The following is a 25,832-nucleotide window of genomic DNA, read 5'->3' as shown; positions in this document are numbered from 1 at the left end:
AACTACCTGAAACTCACGTTCTCACCCGCCTGCGCGGTCGCCGCCTGTTCCAGCAGATCCCAGAACGGTACGCCGCTACGGTCGCAAACCCATTCCCCGTCTTTTAGATCGAAATGATAGCCGCCCTGTTTAGCGGCCAGCCACACCTGGTGAAGCGGCTCCTGGCGGTTAATAATAATTTTGCTGCCATTTTCGAAGCTCAGGGTCAGAATGCCGCCGTTGATTTCACAATCGATATCGCTGTCACCGTCCCAGTCGTCAAGACGCTCTTCGATGGTCATCCACAGGTTGTCGGCAAGGCGATGGAATTCACTGTCGTTCATGGTTTTGTTCCTGTTTTTCGTGATGCCGGCAGTATAACCCTAAATAATTCCCGTTGCAGGAAAGCGGCAAACTCTTGCTTTTGTGTCTTCTCCTGCGATGATAGAAACAGATTTGAACTTACGGGCAACTTTATAATGAAAAACGCTTTCCGAACGCTTGCCGTTCTCATCACGCTGTTTAGCCTGACTGGCTGCGGACTGAAGGGACCACTGTACTTTCCGCCTGCGGATAAAACCGCGCCGCCGCCGACGAAACCGGTTAACAGCGGCATTGAGTCTACCACGCCAAATACTAACGACCGTGGCGACAACGGTGGCCCGACTCAGGTTAATCTCTGACGACAACGTTCTGTACCCGCGCAATGGAGCAAATGATGCAGTTCTCTAAAATGCATGGCCTTGGCAACGATTTTATGGTCGTCGACGCGGTAACGCAGAATGTGTTTTTCTCGCCTGAACTGATCCGTCGCCTGGCGGATCGGCATCTGGGCGTGGGGTTCGATCAGCTGCTGGTGGTCGAGCCACCGTACGATCCCGATCTTGATTTCCACTACCGTATTTTTAACGCGGACGGCAGCGAAGTTAACCAGTGCGGCAACGGCGCGCGCTGTTTCGCCCGCTTTGTCCGCCTGAAAGGGCTGACCAACAAGCGTGATATTCGCGTCAGCACGGCCAATGGTCGCATGGTGCTCAGCGTCACCGATGATGAGCTGGTGCGCGTGAACATGGGCGAGCCTAACTTCGAGCCCTCCGTCGTGCCGTTTCGCGCAAACAAAGCGGAAAAGACCTATATTATGCGTGCGGCCGAGCAGACAGTATTGTGCGGCGTCGTCTCAATGGGTAACCCACACTGCGTGATTCAGGTTGATGATGTGGAAACTGCCGCGGTCGAAACGCTCGGCCCGGTACTGGAAAGCCACGAACGTTTCCCGGAGCGCGCGAACATCGGCTTTATGCAGGTGGTGAAGCGCGAACACATTCGCCTGCGGGTTTACGAGCGCGGCGCGGGTGAGACTCAGGCCTGCGGAAGCGGTGCCTGTGCTGCGGTGGCCGTGGGCATCTCCCAGGGGGTACTGGCTGAAGAGGTTCGCGTGGAATTACCGGGCGGTCGGCTTGATATCGCCTGGAAAGGACCGGGTCATCCACTGTATATGACTGGCCCGGCGGCACATGTCTATGACGGGTTTATCCATCTATGAAACAACCAGGGGAAGAACTGCAGGAAACAGTGACGGAACTGGACGACAGGGCTGTTGTTGATTATCTGCTGCGCAATCCTGAGTTTTTTATTCGCAATGCACGCGCCGTCGAAGAGATGCGCGTGCCGCACCCGGTTCGCGGAACCGTGTCGCTGGTCGAATGGCACATGGCGCGCTCGCGCAACCACATCAGCCAGCTTGAAGAGAACATGACGCTGCTGATGGAGCAGGCCAGCACCAACGAAAGCCTGTTCTATCGACTGCTGCATCTGCAGGCGCGTCTGGCGTCGGCGCACAGCCTCGACGAGTTCCTCAGCCGTTTCCACCGCTGGGCGCGCGAGCTGGGGCTGGCGGGCGCAACGATTCGTCTTTTCCCTGACCGCTGGCGCATCGGCGCGCCGTCGGGATTTACCCATCTGGCACTCAGCCGTCAGGCATTTGAACCGCTGCGCATTCAGCGTCTGGGCCATGATCACCACTATCTGGGGCCGCTGAACGGGCCTGAGCTGCTGGTGGTATTACCGGAAGCCAAAGCGATTGGCTCGGTGGCGATGTCGCTGATGGGGCGCGATGGCGATCTGGGCGTCATATTATTTACCAGCCGCGACGCGCATCACTACGAGCAGGGGCAAGCCACGCACCTGCTGCAGGAGATCGCCCTGATGCTGCCTGAGCTGCTGGAGCGCTGGATTGAGCGCGTATGATGGACGGACTGCTCGCCACTGACGTCTCGCGCTTTCTGCGCTATCTCGGCGTGGAACGTCAGCTTAGCCCCATTACGCTGCTTAACTATCAGCGTCAGCTTGATGCCATCATGCAGATCGCCGACGAAATCGGCCTGAAAAGCTGGCAACAATGTGACGCTGCGACGGTACGCGGGTTTGTTGTGCGTAGCCGTAAAAAAAATCTCAGCCCGGCGAGCCTGGCGCTCAGGCTCTCAGCGCTGCGCAGCTTCTTCGACTGGCTGGTCAGCCAGGGGGGCTTAAAAGCCAACCCGGCAAAAGGGATCGCCACGCCGAAGGCGCCGCGCCATCTGCCTAAAAATATCGACGTTGACGACGTAAACCGCCTGCTGGATATCGATCTGAACGATCCGCTGGCCGTGCGCGACCGCGCGATGCTGGAGGTGATGTACGGTGCCGGGTTACGTCTGTCTGAGCTCGTTAACCTCGACCTCAAGCATCTCGATCTGGAATCGGGCGAAGTGTGGGTAATGGGTAAGGGCAGCAAAGAGCGCCGCCTGCCGATTGGCCGCAATGCGGTCTCCTGGATTGAGCACTGGCTTGACCTGCGCGGGCTGTTTGGCTCCGACGAAGATGCGCTGTTCCTGTCGAAGCTTGGCAAGCGGATCTCGGCGCGTAACGTGCAGAAGCGCTTTGCGAAGTGGGGCATTAAGCAGGGGCTGAACAGCCACGTTCACCCGCACAAGCTGCGCCACTCCTTTGCGACACACATGCTTGAGTCGAGCGGCGATCTGCGCGGCGTGCAGGAACTGCTTGGCCACGCAAATCTGTCGACCACTCAAATCTATACCCACTTAGACTTCCAGCACCTTGCCTCGGTGTATGACGCGGCGCATCCACGCGCCAAACGGGGGAAATAATGCGTTTTTACCGCCCACTCGGTCAGATCTCAGCCCTGACGTTTGACCTTGATGACACTCTTTATGACAACCGCGAGGTGATCCTGCGCACCGAGCAGGAGTCCCTGGCGTTTGTGCAGAACTACCATCCCGCGCTGAAGGCGATACAGAACAAGGACTTCCAGAAGCTGCGCCAGTCCCTGCGTGAGACCGAGCCGGACATTTACCACGACGTGACCGAATGGCGTCGTCGCGCGGTTGAGCAGGCGATGCTCAACGTGGGTCTGAGCACGCAGGATGCCGCCATTGGGGCGGAAGCGGCCATGGAAAACTTTGCTAAATGGCGCAGCCGCATCGACGTGCCGCAGGAAACCCACGACACGCTGGCGAAGCTTGCCGAAAAGTGGCCGCTGGTGGCCATCACCAACGGCAATGCCCAGCCGGAGCTGTTTGGCCTCAGCGATTATTTTGAATTCGTGCTGCGTGCGGGTCCTCACGGGCGCGCGAAGCCGTTCAGTGACATGTACCATCTGGCGGCAGATAAGCTTAACCTGCCGCTGGGTGAGATCCTGCACGTGGGGGATGACCTGACCACAGACGTGGCCGGCGCCATCCGCTGCGGGATGCAGGCCTGCTGGATCAAGCCGGAAAACGCTGACCTGATGATCGCCTCCGATAGCCGTCTTCTGCCGCACGTGGAAATTTCACGGTTGGCATCCCTCACGACGCTGATATAATCATCAATTGTTCTGTATAAATTAACAGGGTTTTGGCGAATGCTATTCGCCTGCCCGACATGACGTGACGGTGCCAATGGACGTTTCTTACCTGCTCGACAGCCTTAATGACAAACAGCGTGACGCGGTTGCCGCCTCGCGCACCAACCTGCTGGTGCTGGCTGGAGCGGGCAGTGGTAAGACGCGCGTGCTGGTTCACCGTATCGCCTGGCTGCAGAGCGTGGAAAACTGCTCGCCGTACTCCATCATGGCGGTCACGTTCACCAACAAGGCGGCGGCGGAGATGCGCCACCGCATCGCCCAACTGATGGGCACCAGCCAGGGCGGCATGTGGGTCGGCACCTTCCACGGCCTGGCGCACCGCCTGCTGCGCGCACACCACATGGACGCCAACCTGCCGCAGGATTTCCAGATCCTCGACAGCGAAGACCAGCTCCGTCTGCTGAAACGGCTGATCAAGGCGATGAACCTCGACGAGAAGCAGTGGCCGCCGCGTCAGGCGATGTGGTACATCAACGGCCAGAAAGACGAGGGGCTGCGCCCGCACCACATTCAGAGCTTCGGCAACCCGGTCGAGCAGACCTGGCAGAACGTCTACAAGGCCTATCAGGAAGCGTGCGATCGCGCCGGTCTGGTGGATTTCGCCGAGCTGCTGCTGCGCGCCCACGAGCTGTGGCTGAACAAACCGCACATCCTGCAGCACTACCGTGAACGCTTCACCAATATCCTGGTGGACGAATTCCAGGATACCAACAACATCCAGTACGCGTGGATCCGCCTGCTGGCCGGCGATACCGGCAAGGTGATGATCGTGGGCGATGATGACCAGTCGATCTACGGCTGGCGCGGGGCGCAGGTGGAGAACATCCAGCGCTTCCTCAACGATTTCCCCGGCGCGGAAACCATCCGTCTGGAGCAGAACTACCGCTCAACCAGCAACATCCTGAGCGCGGCCAACGCCCTGATTGAGAACAACAACGGGCGTCTGGGTAAAAAGCTGTGGACCGACGGCGTCGATGGCGAACCGATTTCGATTTACTGCGCCTTCAACGAGCTCGACGAAGCGCGCTTCGTGGTGAACCGCATCAAAACCTGGCAGGACAACGGCGGCGCGCTGGAGCAGTGCGCCATTCTCTACCGCAGCAACGCCCAGTCGCGCGTGCTGGAAGAGGCGCTGCTGCAGGTGAGCATGCCGTACCGCATTTATGGCGGCATGCGCTTCTTCGAACGTCAGGAAATCAAAGATGCGCTGTCGTATCTGCGTCTGATTGCCAACCGTAACGACGACGCGGCGTTTGAACGCGTGGTCAACACGCCCACCCGTGGGATTGGCGACCGTACGCTGGACGTGGTGCGTCAGGCCTCGCGCGACCGCCAGCTGACGCTGTGGCAGGCGTGCCGCGAGCTGCTGCAGGAAAAAGCGCTTGCCGGACGTGCCGCCAGCGCATTGCAGCGCTTCCTTGAGCTGATTGACGCCCTCGCGCAGGAAACGGCCGACATGCCGCTGCACGTGCAGACCGACCGGGTGATTAAAGATTCCGGCCTGCGCACCATGTATGAGCAGGAAAAAGGTGAGAAGGGCCAGACCCGTATTGAGAACTTAGAGGAACTGGTCACGGCAACGCGCCAGTTCAGCTACAACGAAGAAGACGAAGACCTGATGCCGCTGCAGGCGTTCCTCTCCCACGCCGCGCTGGAAGCGGGGGAAGGGCAGGCCGATACCTGGCAGGATGCGGTTCAGCTCATGACCCTGCACTCTGCCAAAGGACTGGAGTTCCCGCAGGTGTTCATCGTCGGGATGGAAGAGGGGATGTTCCCGAGCCAGATGTCGCTGGATGAAGGCGGCCGTCTGGAAGAGGAACGCCGTCTGGCCTACGTGGGCGTGACGCGCGCGATGCAGAAGCTGACGCTGACCTATGCGGAAACCCGCCGTCTGTACGGTAAAGAGGTCTATCACCGTCCATCGCGCTTTATCGGTGAACTGCCGGAAGAGTGCGTGGAGGAGGTGCGTCTGCGGGCGAGCATCAGTCGTCCTGTCAGCCATCAGCGCATGGGTTCGCCGATTGCGGAAACCGACACTGGCTACAAGCTGGGCCAGCGCGTGCGCCATTCGAAGTTTGGCGAAGGCACCATTGTGAATCTGGAAGGCAGCGGCGAGCACAGCCGCCTGCAGGTGGCGTTCCAGGGGCAGGGGATTAAATGGCTGGTGGCGGCCTACGCGAAGCTGGAAACAGTCTAACATACAGAAAAATATCATTATTTTGTAATAATCTGCTAGCCTTATACGTTGAAGGTCAATTAATGCCCTTCAGCGTTTCGTTGCGTGTTGACGCCACAGTTATAGCTGGCGTAACATGCGCGCACGATTACGCTAAGAGGACATTCGCCTTGGACACACCCAGTAGATACTGGCTCAATTCCCTGTCATCCAGGAACAACTCCTAAGGCTATCTCCTCTTGCTGATGGCCTTAGTGGTTGTCAGCGACTGCATTATTCCCGTCGCGCTGAGTCAGGCTGTTTAATGGTCTGAAACCCAATTTGTTTCTGTGTGCCCACCGAACTGTCCGATATTTTTTGCATTGGGAGTCCCGGTCATGTTGAGCGCATTTCAACTCGAAAATAACCGACTGACTCGGCTTGAAGCCGAAGAGTCACAGCCCCTCATTGATGCCGTATGGGTGGATCTGGTCGAGCCGGACGACGATGAGCGCCTTCGCGTACAATCTGAGCTGGGGCAAAGCCTGGCAACCCGCCCGGAACTGGAAGACATCGAAGCATCCGCGCGTTTTTTTGAAGACGAAGACGGTCTGCATATTCACTCCTTCTTCTTCTTTGAAGATGCGGAAGACCACGCGGGTAACTCCACCGTGGCGTTTACCATTCGCGATGGCCGCCTGTTTACGCTGCGCGAGCGCGAGCTGCCGGCATTCCGTCTCTACCGCATGCGCGCCCGCAGCCAGGCAATGGTGGATGGTAACGCTTACGAGCTGCTGCTCGATCTGTTCGAGACCAAAATTGAACAGCTGGCGGACGAAATTGAAAACATCTATAGCGATCTGGAAAAGCTGAGCCGCGTGATCATGGAAGGCCATCAGGGCGATGAGTACGACGAGGCACTCTCCACGCTGGCTGAGCTGGAAGATATCGGCTGGAAGGTGCGTTTGTGTCTGATGGATACCCAGCGCGCGCTGAACTTCCTGGTGCGCAAGGCGCGTCTGCCGGGCGGTCAGCTGGAGCAGGCGCGTGAGATCCTGCGCGATATCGAATCCCTGCTGCCGCACAACGAATCCCTGTTCCAGAAGGTCAACTTCCTGATGCAGGCGGCGATGGGCTTTATCAACATCGAGCAGAACCGCATCATCAAGATCTTCTCGGTGGTGTCCGTAGTGTTCCTGCCGCCAACGCTGGTGGCATCCAGCTATGGGATGAACTTCGAGTTTATGCCGGAGCTGAAGTGGAGCTTTGGTTACCCGGGGGCGATTATCTTTATGATCCTCGCGGGGCTGGCGCCGTATCTGTACTTTAAGCGCCGGAACTGGCTGTAAAAATCTGGCGGGTGGCGCTGCGCTTACCCGCCCTACGATCGAATTCCCTCTCCCTGTGGGAGAGGGTTAGAGTTAGGGCAACTTCACAGCCCTTTGCGCCCCCTGCGCTGGGTATAAATCGCATCGGCGACGAAAATCGCCAGCGCCACCCAGATAAAGGCGAACGTCACCATCTTATCCGCCCCCGGCACCTCGCCGTAAAACACCACCGCCAGCAGGAACATTAGCGTCGGGCCAATGTACTGGAAGAAACCCAGCGTGGAGAGACGCAGGCGCGTCGCCGCACCGGTGAAGCACAGCAGTGGAATAGTGGTCACCACGCCCGCCGCCATCAGCATCAGGTTTAGCGACCACGGGTTGCTGCCCATGTGGCTGGTTGGGCTGTCGGCGATGCCGAAAAGATAAATCGCCGCCACGGGCAGCAGCCACAAGGTTTCAAACAGCATCCCCGTCTGCGCTTCTACCGCAATCTTCTTACGCACCAGGCCGTAGAACGCAAAGCTGAACGCCAGGCCGAGGGCAATAATCGGCAGCGAGCCGAAGGTCCAGAGCTGCACCAGTACGCCGCAGAAGGCCAGAATCACCGCCACCCACTGCATCCGGCGGAAGCGCTCACCGAGGAAAATCATCCCCAGCACGATATTCACCAGCGGGTTAATGAAGTACCCCAGGCTCGCTTCGAGCATGTGATGGTTATTCACCGCCCAGATAAACAGCAGCCAGTTGCCGCCAATCAGCACGGCAGAAAGTGCCAGCAGGAAGATCTTCTTCGGGGTTTGCAGCAGCGTTTTGACGCCCGACCACTGACGGCTGAGGCTCATCAGCGCAATCATAAAGAAGAACGACCAGATGACGCGGTGAGTCAGGATCTCATCGGCCGGAACGTAGGCGATAAGCTTGAAATACGCCGGGGCGATACCCCAAATAAAATAAGCGGCAAGGGCGAGTAAAACGCCCTGCCGCGTCTGTTTAGCATCCATCGGGAAAATCCGTTACAAAAAAGTGAATTAATTTTACCCGATTTTGCCGCCTCAACCCACCATATAAGTGGCGGTTGCGCTGGCGATATACACCTGCTCTTCGTTGTGTAATTCAACGCGCGCCACGGCGACTTTATTCCCCGCGCGCAGCAGGCTGCTGGTACAGGTAAAGCGATTTCCGCGCCCCGGGCGAAGATAGTCGACGCGCAGATCGATGGTGCCCATGCGCGCCAGACGCTGGCGGAGTTCGTCTTCGTTGATGGTGTCATGGCGGGTCAGCGTGCTGCCCACGCAGACCAGACCTGCCGCCACGTCAAGCGCGGAGGCAATCACGCCGCCGTGCAAAATACTTTGCGCCCAGTTCCCTACCATCATCGGCTGGTTGTTGAAGCTCAGCTGGGCAAAGTCTTTCTCGTAACGCTCCAGCTCCAGTCCCAGCGCGCGGTTAAACGGCATATGGTAAACAAAAATCTCGCCCACGAGTTTTAACACTTCTTCGGCGGTAAGCATGGCTGACATGAGGCATCACATCCTTATTGTTAACGAAATGTTGATTTTATGCCTCAGCAACAAGGAATTCCACTTTCAGAAACGAGGATGCAGCAGTTGTCGCAGAAGTCTGTAGAATGTCCGCCACATAACTATTTAGCTAATTTTACTCTTTTGCAGGAGAACACCACCGATGCGGACGTATCTGGCATGGTTACTGGCGGCGGTTGCGCTGCCCCTCACAGCATATGCGCAGGAAGCGACAATCAAAGAGGTGCATGATAAGCCTGCCGTTCACGGTAGCATTATCGCGAACCTTCTTCAGGAGCATGACAATCCGTTCACGCTCTATCCGTATGACACCAACTACGTGATTTACACCCAGACCAGCGATCTCAACAAAGAGGCGATAAGCTCCTATAACTGGTCTGATAATGCGCGTAAAGATGAGGTGAAGTTCCAGCTCAGCCTCGCTTTCCCGTTCTGGCGCGGCATTCTGGGACCGAACTCGGTGTTTGGTGCCTCCTATACGCAGAAGTCCTGGTGGCAGCTCTCTAACAGCGGGGAATCCTCGCCGTTCCGCGAAACCAACTATGAGCCCCAGCTGTTCCTCGGCTTTGCAACGGATTATGAGTTTGCGGGCTGGACGTTACGCGATGTGGAAGTGGGCTTTAACCATGACTCTAACGGACGTTCCGATCCGACATCCCGTAGCTGGAACCGTGCCTATACGCGCCTGATGGCGCAGAACGGTAACTGGATGGTGGAAGTGAAGCCGTGGTATGTGGTCGGCAGCACTGATGACAACCCGGACATCACCAAATATATGGGCTACTACCAGCTTAAAGTCGGCTACCAGTTAGGTGATGCCGTGCTGAGTGCGAAAGGTCAGTACAACTGGAACACCGGCTACGGCGGCGCGGAAGTGGGCTTAAGCTATCCGGTAAGCAAGCATGTCCGCCTTTATACACAAGTCTACAGCGGTTACGGCGAGTCGCTTATCGATTACAACTTCAACCAGACCCGCGTCGGCGTGGGCGTGATGCTGAACGATATTCTCTAGGCTGTTCGAATGTTTTTGCGTTAAACGTTGAAGTTTCTCTCTCAGGCGCTGAAAATAGCGCCTGTTTCATTTCAGGCATATGGGGTTAACGTGGCGCAGGCGGAAGTATTGAATCAGGAGTCGCTGGCTAAACAGGTTTTGCATGAAACCTTTGGCTACCAGCAGTTCCGCCCTGGCCAGGAAACCATCATTGAAACGGTGCTGGAAGGTCGTGATTGCCTGGTGGTGATGCCTACCGGTGGCGGCAAGTCCCTCTGTTATCAGGTTCCCGCGCTGGTGCTTAACGGCCTGACGGTCGTGGTATCCCCCCTCATTTCTCTGATGAAAGACCAGGTTGACCAGCTACTCGCCAACGGCGTGGCGGCGGCCTGTCTCAACTCGACCCAAACCCGGGAGCAGCAGCAAGAGGTCATGGCAGGGTGCCGCACCGGGCAGATCCGCCTGCTGTATATCGCGCCGGAGCGCCTGATGCTGGATAACTTCCTCGATCACCTGGCGCACTGGAACCCGGTCCTGCTGGCGGTGGATGAAGCGCACTGTATTTCCCAGTGGGGACACGATTTCCGCCCGGAATACGCCGCCCTCGGCCAGCTGCGTCAGCGCTTCCCCGAGCTGCCATTTATGGCGCTTACCGCCACGGCGGATGATACCACGCGGCTGGATATCGTTCGCCTGCTCGGGCTGAACGACCCCTATATCCAGGTCAGCAGCTTCGATCGCCCAAACATCCGCTATATGCTGATGGAAAAGTTCAAGCCGCTGGATCAGCTCCTGCGCTACGTCCAGGAGCAGCGCGGCAAGTCCGGCATTATCTACTGCAACAGCCGCGCAAAGGTGGAAGACACCGCCGCGCGTCTGCAAAACCGCGGCTTTAGCGCCGCCGCCTATCACGCCGGATTAGAGAACCACATCCGTGCCGACGTGCAGGAAAAATTCCAGCGCGATGACCTGCAGATCGTGGTCGCGACGGTGGCGTTTGGGATGGGGATCAACAAGCCCAACGTGCGCTTCGTGGTGCATTTCGACATTCCGCGCAATATCGAATCCTACTATCAGGAAACCGGCCGCGCCGGGCGCGACGGCCTGCCTGCGGAAGCGATGCTGTTTTACGATCCGGCCGATATGGCGTGGCTGCGCCGCTGTCTGGAAGAGAAGCCGCAGGGACAGCTGCAGGATATCGAGCGCCACAAGCTCAACGCGATGGGCGCGTTTGCCGAAGCGCAAACCTGCCGTCGTCTGGTTCTGCTCAACTACTTTGGTGAAGGGCGACAGGAGCCGTGCGGCAACTGCGATATCTGCCTGGATCCGCCGAAACAGTACGATGGCCTGATGGACGCGCGTAAGGCGCTCTCGACCATTTACCGCGTGAACCAGCGCTTCGGGATGGGCTACGTGGTGGAAGTGCTGCGTGGCGCCAATAACCAGCGTATCCGCGATATGGGCCACGACAAGCTGCCTGTCTACGGTATTGGCAAGGACCAGAGCCACGAGCACTGGGTGAGCATCATTCGCCAGCTGATCCACCTCGGCTTCGCTACGCAGAACATTGCTCAGCACTCCGCGCTTCAGCTGACCGAGGCGGCGCGCCCGGTCCTGCGCGGTGACGTTGAACTCAAGCTCGCCGTGCCGCGCGTCATCGCCCTGAAGGCGCGCGTGATGCAGAAATCCTACGGCGGCAATTACGACCGCAAGCTGTTCGCCAAACTGCGCAAGCTGCGTAAGGCCATCGCCGACGAAGAAAACATCCCGCCTTACGTGGTGTTCAACGACGCGACGCTGATTGAGATGGCCGAGCAGATGCCGCTTAGCGCCAGCGAGATGCTCAGCGTCAACGGCGTGGGGACGCGCAAGCTGGAGCGCTTCGGTAAAGAGTTTATGGCGCTCATCCGCTCTCACGCCGACGGCGACGATGAAGAGTAGTCAGCCGGGCGAAAAAGTGCCAGGATGATGACTCACTAAATTATTTCCCCGCGAGCTAATTATGTTAATGCTATTTCTCACCGTGGCATTAGTGCACATCGTTGCGCTGATGAGCCCCGGTCCAGACTTTTTCTTCGTGTCACAAACGGCCGTCAGCCGCTCCCGAAAAGAAGCGATGATGGGCGTGCTCGGTATCACCATGGGCGTTATGGTCTGGGCGGCCGTTGCGCTGCTCGGTCTGAACCTGATCCTGGCGAAGATGGCCTGGCTGCATAACATCATTATGGTCGGCGGCGGGCTGTACCTGTGCTGGATGGGCTACCAGATGCTGCGCGGGGCGCTGAAGAAAGAAGAGAAAAAGCCGGAAGAGCCAAAGGTGGAGCTGGCAACGGGCGGCCGCAGCTTTGTAAAAGGGCTGCTGACCAATCTGGCGAACCCGAAAGCCATTATCTATTTCGGCTCGGTGTTCTCGCTGTTTGTCGGCGATAGCGTCGGCGCTGGCGCGCGCTGGGGCATCTTCCTGCTGATCGTCGTTGAAACCTTTGCCTGGTTTACTATCGTGGCCAGCCTGTTCGCCTTACCGGCGATGCGCCGCGGCTACCAGCGTATCGCGAAGTGGATTGACGGCTGCGCCGGCGCGCTGTTCGCCGGCTTCGGCATTCATCTCATCATTTCTCGCTAAGCATGACGCGCTGACGCAAGCAGCGCGCCAACCAGCATAAACAGCGAGCCAAAGACTTTATTCAGGGCCTTCATCTGCTTAGGCCCTTTAATCCACGCTGCAATTCGCTGCGCCAGCGTCGCGTAACCAATCATCACGATGATATCGACGATAATGGTGGTCGCGCCCAGCACCACGTACTGCATCACCTGCGGCTGATGCGGAACGATAAACTGCGGGAACAGCGCGGCGAGGAAAACGATGCTCTTCGGGTTGGTCAGGTTGACGAACACCGCTCGCTTAAACAGATGACCGCGGTTTTGCGTCTGCGTGAGAGTATTCAGGTTGATGGAACCTGCCGCGCACCACTGCTGGATGCCGAGCCAAATCAGATAGGCTGCCCCGGCCCATTTCAGCACTTCAAACGCCAGCACCGAGCGGGAGAAAAGTGTCCCCAGACCAATCCCAACCAGCACAATATGAATGCCCAGCCCGGCCTGCAGTCCGGCAATGGATGCCACCGCACCGCGGTAACCGTGGTTGATTGAGGTAGTCATGGTGTTAATAGCACCCGAACCCGGAGAAAGGCTGAGGATAATGGATGTCAGCAGGTAGGCGAACCACCACTCGAAGGTCATTTGAAACTCCCGAACCGTCTATTTTTATGCCACAATACGCTATTATTGAGTCATTTTGTGACCGGTGACGAAAAAAACGATATTCCCTGGATTACGTGAGTGGAAACCCAATGTTTCAGCAGAAAAAGGACTGGGAAACACGAGAAAACGCTTTTGCTGCTTTCTCTATGGGGCCGCTGACCGATTTCTGGCGGCAGCGTGAGGAAGATGAGTTTACGGGCGTCGGGGGCATCCCGGTGCGTTTCGTTCGTTTCCGAAATGAAAAAAATGACCGGGTGATAGTGGTCTGCCCTGGGCGTATTGAAAGCTACGTTAAATACGCTGAGCTGGCCTACGACCTGGTCCATATGGGGTTCGATGTACTGATCATCGACCATCGTGGGCAGGGGCTGTCCGGACGTATGCTTCCGGACACGCACCGTGGGCACGTCGATCGCTTCAGCGATTACGTCGACGATTTTGCCGCGTTCTGGCAGCAGGACGTTCAGCCCGGTCCCTGGCGTAAGCGATACATCCTTGCGCACTCCATGGGGGGCGCGATATCGACGCTGTTTTTGCAGCGTTATGAACACCAGTGCGATGCCATTGCGCTGACCGCGCCGATGTACGGTATCGTTATCCGTTTTCCTGACTGGATGGTGCGCCATCTTCTTGACTGGGCTGAGGGCCATCAGCGCATTCGTGAAGGTTACGCCATAGGTACAGGACGCTGGCGCGCGCTACCGTTCGCCATCAACGTCTTAACCCACAGCCGGCAGCGTTATCGCCGCAACCTGCGCTTCTATGCCGATGAACCGCGCTTACGCGTCGGCGGCCCGACCTGGCACTGGGTGCGGGAGGGTATTATGGCCGGTGAGCAGGTGCTGGCGGGCGTAGGCGATGATGATACGCCGACGCTTCTGATTCAGGCGGAAGAAGAGCGTGTGGTGGATAACCGCATGCATGACCGCTATTGTGAACTGCGCGCTGCTGCCGGTCACCCTTGTGAAGGGGGTAAACCGCTGGTCATTAACGGCGCGTTCCATGAGATCCTTTTTGAAAAGGACGCTATGCGCTCAGTCGCGCTCAACGCCATTGTTGAATTTTTCAACAGGCATAATTGATTTTTGTTTTCCACCAGAGGTTGAAATCCCTATGTACCAGGTTGTTGCATCTGATTTAGATGGTACGCTGCTTTCCCCCGACCACACCCTGTCGCCTTACGCGAAAGAGACCTTAAAACTCCTGACTGCACGTGGTGTGAACTTTGTGTTCGCTACCGGCCGCCACCACGTCGACGTGGGGCAGATCCGCGATAATCTCGAGATCAAATCGTACATGATCACCTCCAACGGTGCGCGCGTGCATGATACCGACGGCAACCTGATCTTTACCCACAACCTGGATCGCGATATTGCCGCCGATCTGTTTGGCGTGGTGCATAACAACCCGACTATCGTCACTAACGTTTACCGCGACGACGACTGGTTTATGAACCGCCACCGCCCGGATGAAATGCGTTTCTTCAAGGAAGCGGTATTCAACTACTCCCTTTACGAACCGGGCCTGCTGGAGCCGGAAGGGATCAGCAAGGTGTTCTTTACCTGTGATAGCCACGAAGAGCTGCTCCCGCTGGAACAGGCGATCAACGCTCGCTGGGGCGATCGCGTCAACGTAAGCTTCTCAACCCTGACCTGTCTTGAAGTGATGGCGGGTGGCGTCTCCAAAGGTCACGCGCTGGAAGCGGTTGCGAAACGCCTGGGCTTCGGGCTCAAAGACTGTATCGCCTTCGGTGACGGCATGAACGACGCCGAGATGCTTTCAATGGCAGGCAAGGGCTGCATCATGCAGAACGCGCACCAGCGTCTGAAGGATCTCCACCCTGAACTGGAAGTCATTGGTTCTAACGCTGACAACGCGGTACCGAAGTATCTGCGCAAGCTGTTCCTTGAATAATCTTCACTTGATTGTTTATTGCTCAGTTGTCAACTAAAGAGTTCGCTACAATGCCTCTCCTTCTTTCTGAGAGACAAGCATTGTGGCGCTACTCATTATCACCACTATCCTGTGGGCCTTCTCCTTTAGCCTGATTGGCGAATACCTTGCCGGTTCGGTCGACAGCTACTTCTCGGTGCTGATGCGTGTGGGGCTGGCGGCACTGGTGTTCCTGCCGTTTCTGCGCACGCGCGGGCAATCGCTGAAAACGATTGTGCTGTATATGCTGGTGGGGGCGATGCAGCTCGGCATCATGTATTTGTTCAGCTTCCGGGCTTACGTCTATCTGTCCGTCTCGGAATTCCTGCTCTTTACCGTGCTGACGCCGCTCTACATCACGCTGATTTACGATCTGCTGAGTAAACGCCGTCTGCGCTGGGGATACCTGCTGAGCGCGGCGCTGGCGGTGATTGGCGCGGCGATTATTCGCTACGACAAAGTAAGCGATCATTTCTGGACCGGGCTGATGTTCGTCCAGCTCGCCAACATCAGTTTCGCTATCGGCATGGTGGGCTACAAACGCCTGATGGAAACCCGTCCGATGCCGCAGCATAACGCGTTCGCATGGTTTTATATGGGCGCCGCGATTGTCGCGGTAGCGGCGTGGTTTATGCTCGGTAACCCGCAAAAGTTGCCGACTACGTCCGTGCAGTGGGGCGTGCTGATCTGGCTGGGCGTCGTGGCTTCCGGGTTGGGGTACTTCATGTGGAACTACGGCGCGACTCAGGTCGACGCCGGTACGCTGGGGATCATGAACAACGTGCATGTCCCGGCAGGGCTGCTGGTCAACCTCGCTATCTGGCAGCAACAGCCGCACTGGCCGAGCTTCCTTATTGGGGGAGCGGTGATCCTGGCTTCGCTGTGGGTCCATCGCCGATGGGTCGCTCCGCGCTCCGCACAAACGGAAGATGATCGCACGCGTGGTTCCGCGCTGAGCGAATAAACGCCTCCGTAATCGGCTGACGCTGCTCGCCATCGCGCACGGCAGCGTACAGCCGGCTCCACAGTCCTTCTCCCAGGGTTTTGGTCACCACCAGACCCTGGCGTTCAAAGCTCTCCACCACCCAGTGCGGCAGCGCCGCGATACCCATTCTGGCCGCCACCATCTGAATCAGCAGCAGGGTGTTATCCACGCTTTTTAGCTGCGGGCTAATGCCCGCGGGCTGCAGGAAGTGACGCCAGATATCCAGACGACTGCGCTGAACCGGGTAAATCAGCAGCGTTTCCGTCGCCAGGTCTTCCGGCGTGATGCGCGTTTTGGCCGCCAGCGGATGGTCCGGCGCCAGCACCAGGCGCACCTCATAATCAAACATCGGCGAATAGTGCAGGCCGCTGCGCGGCAGAATGTCAGAGGTCATGACCAGATCCAGCTCGCCCTGCTGCAGCGAAGGCTGCGGGTCGAACGTCACGCCGGATTTAAAGTCCATCTCCACCTGCGGCCACTTCTGGCGGAAGTTCTCAAGCGCGGGGGTCAGCCACTGAATACAGCTGTGGCACTCAATAGCGATACGCAGTTTGGTCTGCTGCGGTTCGTTACACGCCTGCAGCGCGCTCGCGATTTGCGGCAGAACCTGATTCGCCAGCTGAAGGAGAATTTCACCCTGCGGCGTAAAGCGTAGCGGCTGGCTTTTACGCACAAAAAGACGGAAGCCGAGGCGTTGTTCCAGATCGCTGAACTGGTGAGAAAGGGCGGACTGTGTCTGGTGCAGCGTGGCCGCAGCAGCCGCGAGCGAACCGCAGTTTCGCAACGCTTGTAGCGTTTTCAGGTGTTTAATCTCGATCATGAAAGTCCTTCACTTCGCCATGAACATTTTGCGCTTGAGGAATATACAGTACCTGCCAATTATAGAAGTGTAAACATCTGGACGTCTAAATAACGAATTTCACAAGGGGTACACCATGACAATCCGCAATCACACTCTCGGTTTCCCTCGCGTTGGCCTGCGTCGCGAGCTGAAAAAAGCGCAAGAAAGCTACTGGGCGGGTAACGCCACGCGTGAAGAGCTGCTGGCGGTGGGACGCGAGCTGCGCGCCCGCCACTGGGATCAGCAGAAGCAGGCGGGCATTGACCTGCTGCCGGTGGGCGATTTCGCCTGGTACGACCATGTTCTGACGACCAGCCTGCTGCTTGGCAACGTGCCGGCTCGTCATCAGAACAAAGATGGATCGGTAGATATCGATACCCTGTTCCGCATCGGCCGTGGCCGTGCGCCAACGGGTGAGCCAGCGGCAGCGGCGGAAATGACTAAGTGGTTTAACACTAACTATCACTATATGGTGCCGGAGTTCGTAAAAGGTCAGCAGTTTAAACTGACCTGGACGCAGCTTCTGGATGAAGTGGACGAAGCGCTGGCGCTGGGTCACCAGGTTAAACCCGTGCTGCTGGGGCCAGTGACCTATCTGTGGCTGGGGAAAGTCAAAGGCGAGCAGTTCGATCGTCTGAGCCTGCTGAAGGACATTCTGCCGGTCTACAAACAGGTGCTGATTGAGCTGGGCAAACGCGGCATTCAGTGGGTGCAAATCGACGAACCGGCGCTGGTGCTCGAGTTGCCTCAGGAATGGCTCGATGCCTTCAAACCGGCGTATGACGCGCTCACCGGGGAGGTGAAGCTGCTACTGACAACCTATTTCGAAGGCGTGACGCCGAACCTGAACACGATTACCGCGCTGCCGGTGCAGGGCCTGCACGTAGACCTTGTACACGGTAAAGATGATGTGACGGAGCTTCACAAGCGCCTGCCCGCAGACTGGCTGCTCTCCGCCGGTCTGGTGAATGGCCGTAACGTCTGGCGCGCCGATCTGACCGAGAAATACGCACAAATCAAAGACATCGTCGGTAAACGTGAGCTGTGGGTGGCCTCGTCCTGCTCGCTGCTGCACAGCCCGATCGACCTGAGCGTGGAAACCCGTCTCGACCCTGAAGTAAAGAGCTGGTTTGCCTTCGCGCTGCAAAAATGTGAAGAGCTGGCCCTGCTGCGTGACGCGCTGAACAGCGGCGACACGGCGGCAATTACCGAATGGAGCGCCCCGATCCGGGCGCGCCGCCACTCCGCGCGCGTGCATAACCCGGCGGTGGAAAAACGTCTGGCGGCCATCACCGCCCAGGACAGCCAGCGCCAGAGCCCGTATGAGGTGCGCGCCGAAGCCCAGCGCGCCCGCTTCAATCTGCCTGCGTGGCCGACCACGACGATTGGTTCCTTCCCGCAGACCACCGAGATCCGCGGCCTGCGTCTGGACTTTAAAAAGGGCAATCTGGATGCGAATCACTACCGCACCGGGATCGCGGAACACATCAAGCAGGCGATTATCGAGCAGGAACGCCTTGGGCTGGACGTGCTGGTGCACGGTGAAGCAGAGCGTAATGACATGGTGGAATACTTTGGCGAGCACCTGGACGGCTTCGTCTTTACCCAGAACGGCTGGGTGCAGAGCTATGGCTCCCGATGCGTGAAGCCGCCGGTGGTCATCGGTGACGTCAGCCGTCCGGAAGCGATCACGGTTGAGTGGGCGAAGTACGCCCAGTCCCTGACCGACAAGCCGGTGAAAGGCATGCTCACCGGTCCTGTGACCATTCTTTGCTGGTCCTTCCCGCGTGAAGACGTGACCCGTGAAACCATCGCCAAACAGATCGCCCTGGCGCTGCGTGATGAGGTGGCGGATCTGGAAGCCGCAGGCATTGGCATTATTCAGATTGACGAACCGGCCCTGCGCGAAGGTCTGCCGCTGCGTCGTAGCGACTGGGACGCCTACCTGCAGTGGGGCGTGGAGGCGTTCCGCATCAACGCCGCGGTGGCGAAGGACGACACTCAGATCCACACCCACATGTGTTATTGCGAATTTAACGACATCATGGATTCAATTGCCGCGCTGGACGCCGACGTGATCACTATTGAGACCTCGCGTTCAGATATGGAGCTGCTGGAGTCGTTTGAAGAATTCGACTACCCGAACGAAATCGGGCCGGGCGTGTACGACATCCACTCCCCGAACGTGCCGAGCGTGGAGTGGATTGAAGCCCTGCTGAAAAAAGCGGCCCAGCGTATTCCGGCAGAGCGTCTTTGGGTAAACCCGGACTGCGGACTGAAAACCCGCGGCTGGCCTGAAACCCGCGCAGCGCTGGCGAACATGGTGAAGGCAGCGCAGAATTTGCGTCAGGCGTAGGGGTATTGGATGGCCCGGTAAGGCGTAGCCGCCACCGGGCGTTTTTGTTATTACGCTTTCTTACCACCGTACTGGCTAAACCACGCCAGCATTCTCTGCCAGCCATCTTTTGCTGATTCCGCGTGATAGCTCGGACGATAATCGGCGTTAAACGCATGCCCGGCATCCGGGTACACCACAATCTCCGCCTTCGCATTGGCCGCACGCAGCGCATGGCGCATGGTTTCTACCGAATCCAGCGAAATACCGGTGTCCTGACCGCCATAAAGCCCTAACACGGGGGCATTTAACTCGGTGGCGATATCGACGGGATGTTTAGGCGAATTCAGCGTTTTTTCACCCACCAGTTTGCCGTACCAGGCGACAGCAGCTTTGAGCTGCGGGTTATGCGCGGCATACAGCCAGCTAATGCGACCGCCCCAGCAGAAACCGGTGACCAGCAGACGATGCGGATCGCCGCCGTTGCGCGCCGCCCAGCTGGCGACATGATCGAGATCGGCCAGCACCTGCGCGTCCGGGACTTTGCTGACCAGGTTGCTGAGCAATGTTGGAATATCACTGTAGTCGTTCGGATCGCCCTGACGGAAGTAGAGCTCTGGCGCAACGGCCAGATACCCTTCCAGCGCCAGCCGGCGGCAGAGGTCGCGAATGTGTTCGTGAACACCAAATATCTCCTGAATCACAATCACGATGGGTAGCGGACCCTCTGCCGATTTTGGTCGGGCGTGATAAGCAGGCATATTCTCCCCCTGCGAGGGAATAGAGGTCTCGCCCGCGGTAATTGCCGCTTCTGGAGTCGACACGATGGTTGAAGCATGTGGGGCCGCAGCAGGTGCAAAACCGGTTTTTTCAGTCATGGCATTCTCCGTACCAATGAGTTAGCGCAAAGGTAAATATAGACACCAGGTTAACAACTCACAGTGCCTTAAACGGTCTATCTTTTGTGCAGCACCTGGCGATATAACTTGTTAATGTGATGTAAATCACTTTTTTATGGAAATTCAATGTAACCATTTTTATTCATAGTGAGGTTCGTCACGAAAATATGCTTACTGCTTCTGTAAAGTACCGTTTTACTTCTTCTGACTAACCGACCCACAGAGGAGTCACCTATGTCTAAGTCTGATGTTTTTCATCTCGGCCTCACTAAAAACGATTTACAAGGGGCTACGCTCGCCATCGTCCCTGGCGATCCGGAGCGTGTGGAAAAGATCGCCGCGCTGATGGATAAGCCGGTCAAGCTGGCTGCCCATCGTGAGTTCACCACCTGGCGCGCAGAGCTGGATGGCAAAGCGGTGATCGTGTGCTCTACCGGTATCGGTGGTCCGTCTACGTCTATTGCTGTTGAAGAGCTGGCGCAGCTGGGCATCCGCACTTTCCTGCGTATCGGTACGACCGGCGCTATTCAGCCGCATATCAACGTCGGCGACGTTCTGGTCACGACCGCGTCCGTCCGTCTGGACGGCGCAAGCCTGCATTTTGCACCAATGGAATTCCCGGCAGTGGCTGATTTCGAATGTACCACCGCGCTGGTTGAAGCTGCGAAATCCGTAGGCGCAACCACTCACGTGGGCGTAACCGCCTCTTCCGACACCTTCTACCCGGGCCAGGAGCGTTACGATACCTTCTCAGGCCGCGTGGTTAGCCGTTTCAAAGGCTCAATGGAAGAGTGGCAGTCCATGGGTGTGATGAACTACGAAATGGAATCCGCAACGCTGCTGACCATGTGTGCAAGCCAGGGTCTGCGTGCCGGTATGGTGGCGGGCGTTATCGTCAACCGTACCCAGCAGGAGATCCCGAACGCCGAAACCATGAAGCAGACCGAAAGTCATGCAGTGAAAATCGTGGTGGAAGCAGCGCGTCGCCTGATCTAGTCCTCTCTTCTTAAATCAAAGGCCGACACGTTCGGCCTTTATTTTTTGCGTAGCGCCTCGCAGGAAAACCCTTTCAAACTGGACGTTTATACAGCAAAATTCTATTTTGTGCGGGTAATACGTTGATGCAGGGGGCATTGTGGATATCTCAATCCTGATTTACGCGGTGATTGCGTTGGTGAGCTTAGGGATTGGCTGGCTGATTTCCAGCTACCAGCATGCGCAGCAGAAGGCCGACCAGCTGGCTGAGCGAGAAGAGATGGTCGCAGATTTAAGCGCTATAAAACAGCAGCTTGCGCTGAGCGAACACTGGCGCGATGAGTGTGAGTTGCTCAACAACGAGCTGCGCAACCTGCGTGATATCAACACGTCACTGGAGGCCGATCTCCGCGAAGTGACCACACGCCTTGAATCCACCCAACTGCATGCGGAAGACAAAATCCGCCAGATGATCAACAGCGAGCAGCGTCTCAGCGAACAGTTTGAGAATCTCGCGAACCGCATTTTTGAGCACAGCAACCGCCGCGTTGACGAACAAAACCGCCAGAGCCTGAACAGTCTGCTGACGCCCCTGCGTGAACAGCTGGACGGCTTCCGCCGTCAGGTACAGGACAGCTTTGGTCAGGAAGCCCGCGAGCGGCATACCCTGGCGCATGAAATTCGCAATCTCCAGCAGCTGAATGCCCAGATGGCGCAGGAGGCGGTCAACCTCACCCGTGCGCTGAAAGGGGATAACAAAACCCAGGGCAACTGGGGAGAAGTGGTGCTGACCCGCGTCCTGGAAGCTTCAGGCCTTCGGGAAGGGTACGAATACGAAACGCAGGTGAGTATCGAAAACGATGCCCGCTCGCGCATGCAGCCGGATGTGATCGTGCGGCTGCCGCAGGGCAAAGATGTGGTGATTGACGCCAAGATGACGCTGGTAGCGTATGAGCGTTACTTCAACGCGGAGGATGACTACACCCGCGAATCGGCGCTTCAGGAGCACATTGCCTCGGTGCGTAATCACATTCGCCTGCTCGGCAGAAAAGACTACCAGCAGCTGCCGGGTCTGCGCTCGCTGGACTATGTCCTGATGTTTATTCCGGTAGAGCCCGCATTTCTGCTGGCACTCGACAGACAGCCTGAGCTTATAACCGAAGCGCTCAAAAATAATATTATGTTGGTCAGCCCCACCACGCTGCTGGTGGCGTTACGCACCATTGCGAACCTGTGGCGCTATGAGCACCAGAGTCGCAACGCGCAGCAGATTGCCGATCGTGCCAGCAAGCTGTACGACAAAATGCGCCTCTTTGTGGACGACATGTCTTCAGTCGGGCAAAGCCTGGATCGTGCGCAGGATAACTATCGCCAGGCGATGAAAAAACTCGCCTCCGGACGTGGCAATCTGCTGGCGCAGGCTGAATCATTCCGCAGCCTGGGGGTAGAAGTTAAACGCGAGATTAATCCGGAATTGGTCGAGCAGGCCACCGCCCAGGACGACGAGTTTCGCCTGCGAGAAGGGGCGAGCGAACAAAAAACAAACAGTGAAGACAACACGTTAGCGGCGGATTCATCACCAGACGAGATTCCAGCGCGTTTTTTTCGCGGTGGTTGAAACGTAGGGCAAACGCGCCCAATCTGATACACTTCACGAACATTTTACTGATAAGCAGGCTCTAAGATGGCTGACGATTCACAAGACACAACGCACTTTGGCTTTCAGACTGTCGCCAAAGCGCAGAAAGCTGACATGGTGGCCCACGTATTTCATTCCGTGGCGGCGAAGTACGATGTGATGAATGACCTGATGTCGTTCGGCATTCATCGCTTGTGGAAGCGCTTCACCATTGACTGTAGCGGCGTGCGTCGCGGACAAACGGTGCTGGATTTAGCTGGCGGTACGGGCGATTTAACTGCGAAATTCTCTCGTCTGGTGGGTGAAACCGGTCGCGTTGTTCTCGCCGATATTAATGACTCCATGCTGAAAATGGGACGCGAAAAGCTGCGTAACATCGGCGTGGTGGGGAATGTGGAATATGTGCAGGCAAACGCCGAAGCGCTGCCGTTCCCGGACAATACCTTTGACTGCATCACTATTTCCTTCGGTCTGCGTAACGTGACCGATAAAGAAAAAGCGCTGCGCTCCATGTACCGCGTGCTGAAGCCGGGTGGACGCTTGCTGGTGCTTGAATTCTCCAAACCGATTATTGAGCCGCTGAGCAAAGCCTACGACGCCTATTCCTTCCACGTGCTGCCGCGCATCGGTGAGCTGGTGGCTAACGACGCTGAAAGCTACCGCTATCTGGCGGAATCTATCCGTATGCACCCGGATCAGGACACATTAAAAGCCATGATGCAGGATGCAGAATTTGAGAACGTTGAATATTTCAACCTGACGGCGGGTGTCGTCGCGCTGCATCGCGGTTACAAGTTCTGAGTGGAGGTGTCCCGTGCCCTTTAAGCCCTTAGTCACCGCAGGTATCGAAAACGTACTGAATGCCTTTCTCTATCGTGCTCCGGCGCTGAAAGCAGCGCGTCAGCGGCTAAACGGGAAGATATTACGTATTGTTTTAAAAGAGTTCTCGACGCCGCTTGTGCTGGTATTCAGCGAACGCCAGCTTGACGTTCTGGGGGCGTGGGAAGGTGAAGCTGACTGCTCGGTCATCACGCACATGAGCGTGCTGCCAAAACTGCGCGATCGCCAGCAATTAACGGCGCTTATCCGCAGCGGTGAGCTGGAGGTGGAAGGCGACATTCAGGTCGTGCAAAACTTCGTTGCCCTCACCGATCTGGCGGAGTTCGATCCGGCAGAGCTGCTCGCGCCTTTTATCGGCGACATTGCTGCCGAAGGCATCGGGAAAGCCCTTCATGGTGGCGCCTCCTTTGCGCGTAAAAGCCTCCAGCGCCAACAACGCTATGTGGCGGAAGTGATGACTGAGGAGTGGCGAATGGCGCCCGGGCCACTGGAAGTTGCATGGTTTGCGGAAGAAACCGCTGCTGTTGAACGCGCGGTTGATGCGTTTACCAAACGGCTGGAAAAACTGGAGGGCAAATGACGCCTGGTGAAATTCGGCGCCTCTATTTTATTATTCGCACCTTTTTGAGCTACGGGCTCGACGAGCTTATTCCCAAAATGCGCATCACGCTGCCGCTTCGCATCTGGCGGCGGATGCTGTTCTGGATGCCCAATCGCCACAAAGGTCAACCGCTGGGTGAGCGTCTGCGCCTGGCGCTGCAGGAACTCGGTCCGGTATGGATTAAATTCGGGCAGATGCTCTCGACCCGCCGCGACCTCTTCCCGCCTCTCATTGCCGATGAGCTCGCAATGCTTCAGGACCGCGTCGCACCCTTTGACGGCGCGCGCGCGAAAAAGCAAATTGAAGAGGCGATGGGAAATGTACCCGTCGAAACCTGGTTTGACGATTTCGATATTCAGCCGCTGGCGTCGGCCTCTATCGCGCAGGTGCACACCGCGCGTTTGAAAGAAAACGGCAAAGAAGTCGTTATCAAAGTTATTCGTCCGGACATCCTGCCAGTCATCAAAGCGGACATGAAGCTGATTTATCGTCTGGCGCGCTGGGTGCCACGCTTGCTGCCGGACGGGCGCCGCCTTCGTCCACTGGAAGTGGTGCGGGAATATGAAAAAACGCTGATTGATGAGCTTAACCTGCTGCGCGAATCGGCAAACGCCATTCAGCTGCGCCGCAACTTTGAAAACAGCCCGATGCTTTATGTACCTGAAGTCTATTCTGACTACTGCAGCCAGAACATGATGGTGATGGAGCGTATCTACGGTATTCCGGTTTCGGATGTCGTAGCCCTGGAGAAGCAGGGAACAAACATGAAGCTCCTGGCCGAACGTGGCGTACAGGTCTTCTTTACCCAGGTATTCCGCGACAGCTTTTTCCATGCGGACATGCATCCGGGCAATATCTTTGTGAGCTACGAACACCCTGAGGACCCGAAATATATCGGTATCGACTGCGGGATTGTGGGGTCGCTGAACAAAGAAGATAAACGGTATCTGGCTGAGAACTTCATCGCGTTCTTCAACCGCGACTACCGTAAGGTGGCCGAGCTGCACGTCGATTCCGGCTGGGTTCCGCCGGACACTAACGTCGAAGAGTTCGAGTTTGCGATCCGGACCGTTTGTGAACCGATTTTTGAAAAACCACTGGCGGAAATCTCCTTTGGGCACGTACTGTTGAACCTGTTCAACACGGCTCGCCGGTTTAATATGGAAGTTCAGCCACAGCTAGTTTTACTCCAGAAAACATTACTTTACGTTGAGGGTGTAGGCCGACAGCTCTATCCTCAGTTAGACTTGTGGAAGACTGCGAAACCTTTCCTTGAATCCTGGATTAAGGATCAGGTTGGCATTCCAGCGCTGGTGCGCTCGCTGAAAGAGAAGGGCCCGTTCTGGATAGAAAAAATGCCTGAAATTCCCGAACTGGTTTATGACAGTTTGCGTCAGAGCAAGAACCTTCAGCACAGCATGGATAAAATCGCCCGCGAGCTTCAGTCCAGCCGCGTTCGCCAGGGGCAGTCCCGCTATCTCTTTGGGATTGGCGCAACGCTGCTGCTGAGCGGTACGCTGCTGCTGATCAACCGTCCGGACTGGCAGATGATGCCAGCCTGGCTGATGGCTGGCGGGGTGGTAGTCTGGCTTGCCGGATGGCGAAAAACGCGCTGAGTTTGCGTCG

At 57.1% G+C, this 25,832-nt stretch carries 26 protein-coding genes; 20 read left to right on the top strand and 6 right to left on the bottom strand.

Annotated elements, in window-relative coordinates; genetic code table 11:
- Positions 1-2: 2 nt before the first annotated feature.
- Positions 3-323, bottom strand: a complete 321-nt coding sequence (gene cyaY, locus AC4IBF_RS20880; protein WP_111963531.1) for an iron donor protein CyaY — start codon at positions 321-323, stop codon at positions 3-5.
- A 135-nt stretch (positions 324-458) separates the two neighbouring features.
- Here cyaY and lptM point away from each other — a divergent pair, with 135 nt between their 5' ends.
- The 8 genes from lptM (at position 459) to corA (ending at position 7,387) form a co-directional block, all read left to right on the top strand.
- Positions 459-662 carry an LPS translocon maturation chaperone LptM gene (lptM, locus tag AC4IBF_RS20875; RefSeq protein ID WP_024907980.1) on the top strand — a complete coding sequence of 68 codons (204 nt, stop codon included), beginning with the start codon at positions 459-461 and terminating at the stop codon, positions 660-662.
- Positions 663-697: 35 nt separating this feature from the next.
- Complete coding sequence (dapF, locus tag AC4IBF_RS20870; protein WP_111963532.1) at positions 698-1,522, top strand: diaminopimelate epimerase; 825 nt, start codon at positions 698-700, stop codon at positions 1,520-1,522.
- Positions 1,519-2,226 (top strand): DUF484 domain-containing protein, encoded by a 708-nt coding sequence (locus tag AC4IBF_RS20865; protein ID WP_133295321.1) that lies wholly within the window; start codon positions 1,519-1,521, stop codon positions 2,224-2,226. The genes dapF and AC4IBF_RS20865 overlap by 4 nt, the downstream gene beginning before the upstream one ends.
- Positions 2,223-3,125: a tyrosine recombinase XerC gene (gene xerC, locus AC4IBF_RS20860; RefSeq protein ID WP_491463077.1), complete on the top strand. Its 903-nt coding sequence runs from the start codon at positions 2,223-2,225 to the stop codon at positions 3,123-3,125. The genes AC4IBF_RS20865 and xerC overlap by 4 nt, the downstream gene beginning before the upstream one ends.
- Positions 3,125-3,841, top strand: coding sequence for a 5-amino-6-(5-phospho-D-ribitylamino)uracil phosphatase YigB (yigB, locus tag AC4IBF_RS20855; protein WP_111963534.1), 717 nt, complete (start codon positions 3,125-3,127; stop codon positions 3,839-3,841). Before xerC ends, yigB begins: the two co-directional genes overlap by 1 nt.
- Before the next feature lie 76 nt (positions 3,842-3,917).
- Positions 3,918-6,080 (top strand): DNA helicase II, encoded by a 2,163-nt coding sequence (gene uvrD, locus AC4IBF_RS20850; protein WP_032646073.1) that lies wholly within the window; start codon positions 3,918-3,920, stop codon positions 6,078-6,080.
- A 149-nt stretch (positions 6,081-6,229) separates the two neighbouring features.
- Positions 6,230-6,286 (top strand): YsgD/CorL family protein, encoded by a 57-nt coding sequence (ysgD, locus tag AC4IBF_RS20845; RefSeq protein WP_212743980.1) that lies wholly within the window; start codon positions 6,230-6,232, stop codon positions 6,284-6,286.
- Positions 6,287-6,436: 150 nt separating this feature from the next.
- Positions 6,437-7,387, top strand: a complete 951-nt coding sequence (corA, locus tag AC4IBF_RS20840; protein WP_008501540.1) for a magnesium/cobalt transporter CorA — start codon at positions 6,437-6,439, stop codon at positions 7,385-7,387.
- Positions 7,388-7,470: 83 nt separating this feature from the next.
- Here the strand turns inward: corA and rarD are convergent, their stop codons facing one another.
- The gene (gene rarD, locus AC4IBF_RS20835) at positions 7,471-8,367 is read right to left on the bottom strand and encodes an EamA family transporter RarD (RefSeq protein WP_008501539.1); all 897 of its coding nucleotides are present in this window, start codon (positions 8,365-8,367) and stop codon (positions 7,471-7,473) included.
- A gap of 51 nt (positions 8,368-8,418) precedes the next feature.
- A complete protein-coding gene (gene yigI / locus AC4IBF_RS20830) occupies positions 8,419-8,886 on the bottom strand; it encodes an acyl-CoA thioesterase YigI (RefSeq protein ID WP_008501538.1) in 468 nt (155 codons plus the stop codon).
- 163 nt (positions 8,887-9,049) lie between these two features.
- Here yigI and pldA point away from each other — a divergent pair, with 163 nt between their 5' ends.
- From pldA to rhtC, 3 genes are all read left to right on the top strand, one after another.
- Entirely contained in the window at positions 9,050-9,919 is an 870-nt protein-coding gene (pldA, locus tag AC4IBF_RS20825; RefSeq protein WP_133295316.1) for a phospholipase A, read from the top strand.
- A gap of 90 nt (positions 9,920-10,009) precedes the next feature.
- Positions 10,010-11,839, top strand: a complete 1,830-nt coding sequence (gene recQ / locus AC4IBF_RS20820; RefSeq protein WP_136196059.1) for an ATP-dependent DNA helicase RecQ — start codon at positions 10,010-10,012, stop codon at positions 11,837-11,839.
- Positions 11,840-11,900: 61 nt separating this feature from the next.
- Positions 11,901-12,521, top strand: coding sequence for a threonine export protein RhtC (rhtC, locus tag AC4IBF_RS20815; RefSeq protein WP_111963536.1), 621 nt, complete (start codon positions 11,901-11,903; stop codon positions 12,519-12,521).
- Here the strand turns inward: rhtC and rhtB are convergent.
- Positions 12,518-13,138 carry a homoserine/homoserine lactone efflux protein gene (rhtB, locus tag AC4IBF_RS20810; protein WP_491463076.1) on the bottom strand — a complete coding sequence of 207 codons (621 nt, stop codon included), beginning with the start codon at positions 13,136-13,138 and terminating at the stop codon, positions 12,518-12,520. The two genes, rhtC and rhtB, sit on opposite strands and share 4 nt — an antisense overlap.
- A 110-nt stretch (positions 13,139-13,248) precedes the next feature.
- On the opposite strand from rhtB, the gene pldB reads away from it, so the two are divergent.
- The 3 genes from pldB to AC4IBF_RS20795 all read left to right on the top strand — a co-directional run bounded on the left by pldB (position 13,249) and on the right by AC4IBF_RS20795 (position 16,055).
- The gene (pldB, locus tag AC4IBF_RS20805; protein ID WP_111963538.1) at positions 13,249-14,241 is read left to right on the top strand and encodes a lysophospholipase L2; all 993 of its coding nucleotides are present in this window, start codon (positions 13,249-13,251) and stop codon (positions 14,239-14,241) included.
- Positions 14,242-14,272: 31 nt separating this feature from the next.
- A complete protein-coding gene (yigL, locus tag AC4IBF_RS20800) occupies positions 14,273-15,073 on the top strand; it encodes a sugar/pyridoxal phosphate phosphatase YigL (RefSeq protein WP_136196058.1) in 801 nt (266 codons plus the stop codon).
- Positions 15,074-15,155: 82 nt separating this feature from the next.
- A complete protein-coding gene (locus AC4IBF_RS20795) occupies positions 15,156-16,055 on the top strand; it encodes a carboxylate/amino acid/amine transporter (RefSeq protein ID WP_133295315.1) in 900 nt (299 codons plus the stop codon).
- On the opposite strand, the gene metR is transcribed toward AC4IBF_RS20795, so the two are convergent.
- On the bottom strand, positions 15,943-16,896 hold the full coding sequence (metR, locus tag AC4IBF_RS20790; RefSeq protein ID WP_045357166.1) for an HTH-type transcriptional regulator MetR: 954 nt from the start codon (positions 16,894-16,896) through the stop codon (positions 15,943-15,945). The genes AC4IBF_RS20795 and metR overlap by 113 nt on opposite strands.
- Before the next feature lie 115 nt (positions 16,897-17,011).
- Here metR and metE point away from each other — a divergent pair, with 115 nt between their 5' ends.
- Positions 17,012-19,273 (top strand): 5-methyltetrahydropteroyltriglutamate--homocysteine S-methyltransferase, encoded by a 2,262-nt coding sequence (metE, locus tag AC4IBF_RS20785; protein ID WP_111963540.1) that lies wholly within the window; start codon positions 17,012-17,014, stop codon positions 19,271-19,273.
- A gap of 50 nt (positions 19,274-19,323) precedes the next feature.
- Here metE and AC4IBF_RS20780 read toward each other — a convergent pair whose 3' ends face one another.
- Positions 19,324-20,130, bottom strand: coding sequence for a dienelactone hydrolase family protein (locus AC4IBF_RS20780; protein WP_115877022.1), 807 nt, complete (start codon positions 20,128-20,130; stop codon positions 19,324-19,326).
- Between the two features lie 255 nt (positions 20,131-20,385).
- On the opposite strand from AC4IBF_RS20780, the gene udp reads away from it, so the two are divergent.
- From udp to ubiB, 5 genes are all read left to right on the top strand, one after another.
- Positions 20,386-21,147, top strand: coding sequence for a uridine phosphorylase (gene udp, locus AC4IBF_RS20775; protein WP_003860792.1), 762 nt, complete (start codon positions 20,386-20,388; stop codon positions 21,145-21,147).
- 139 nt (positions 21,148-21,286) lie between these two features.
- Positions 21,287-22,744, top strand: coding sequence for a DNA recombination protein RmuC (gene rmuC, locus AC4IBF_RS20770; RefSeq protein WP_133295314.1), 1,458 nt, complete (start codon positions 21,287-21,289; stop codon positions 22,742-22,744).
- A 66-nt stretch (positions 22,745-22,810) separates the two neighbouring features.
- On the top strand, positions 22,811-23,566 hold the full coding sequence (ubiE, locus tag AC4IBF_RS20765; RefSeq protein WP_023309612.1) for a bifunctional demethylmenaquinone methyltransferase/2-methoxy-6-polyprenyl-1,4-benzoquinol methylase UbiE: 756 nt from the start codon (positions 22,811-22,813) through the stop codon (positions 23,564-23,566).
- Positions 23,567-23,579: 13 nt separating this feature from the next.
- Positions 23,580-24,185, top strand: a complete 606-nt coding sequence (ubiJ, locus tag AC4IBF_RS20760) for a ubiquinone biosynthesis protein UbiJ (RefSeq protein ID WP_126304516.1) — start codon at positions 23,580-23,582, stop codon at positions 24,183-24,185.
- Complete coding sequence (gene ubiB, locus AC4IBF_RS20755; protein WP_111963544.1) at positions 24,182-25,822, top strand: ubiquinone biosynthesis regulatory protein kinase UbiB; 1,641 nt, start codon at positions 24,182-24,184, stop codon at positions 25,820-25,822. Before ubiJ ends, ubiB begins: the two co-directional genes overlap by 4 nt.
- Positions 25,823-25,832: the final 10 nt, after the last annotated feature.

The organism is Enterobacter sp. Taxon_8, assembly GCF_058354585.1.
The sequence above is the reverse complement of the archived record's forward strand: the minus strand, read 5'-3'. Positions and strand labels throughout refer to the sequence as shown.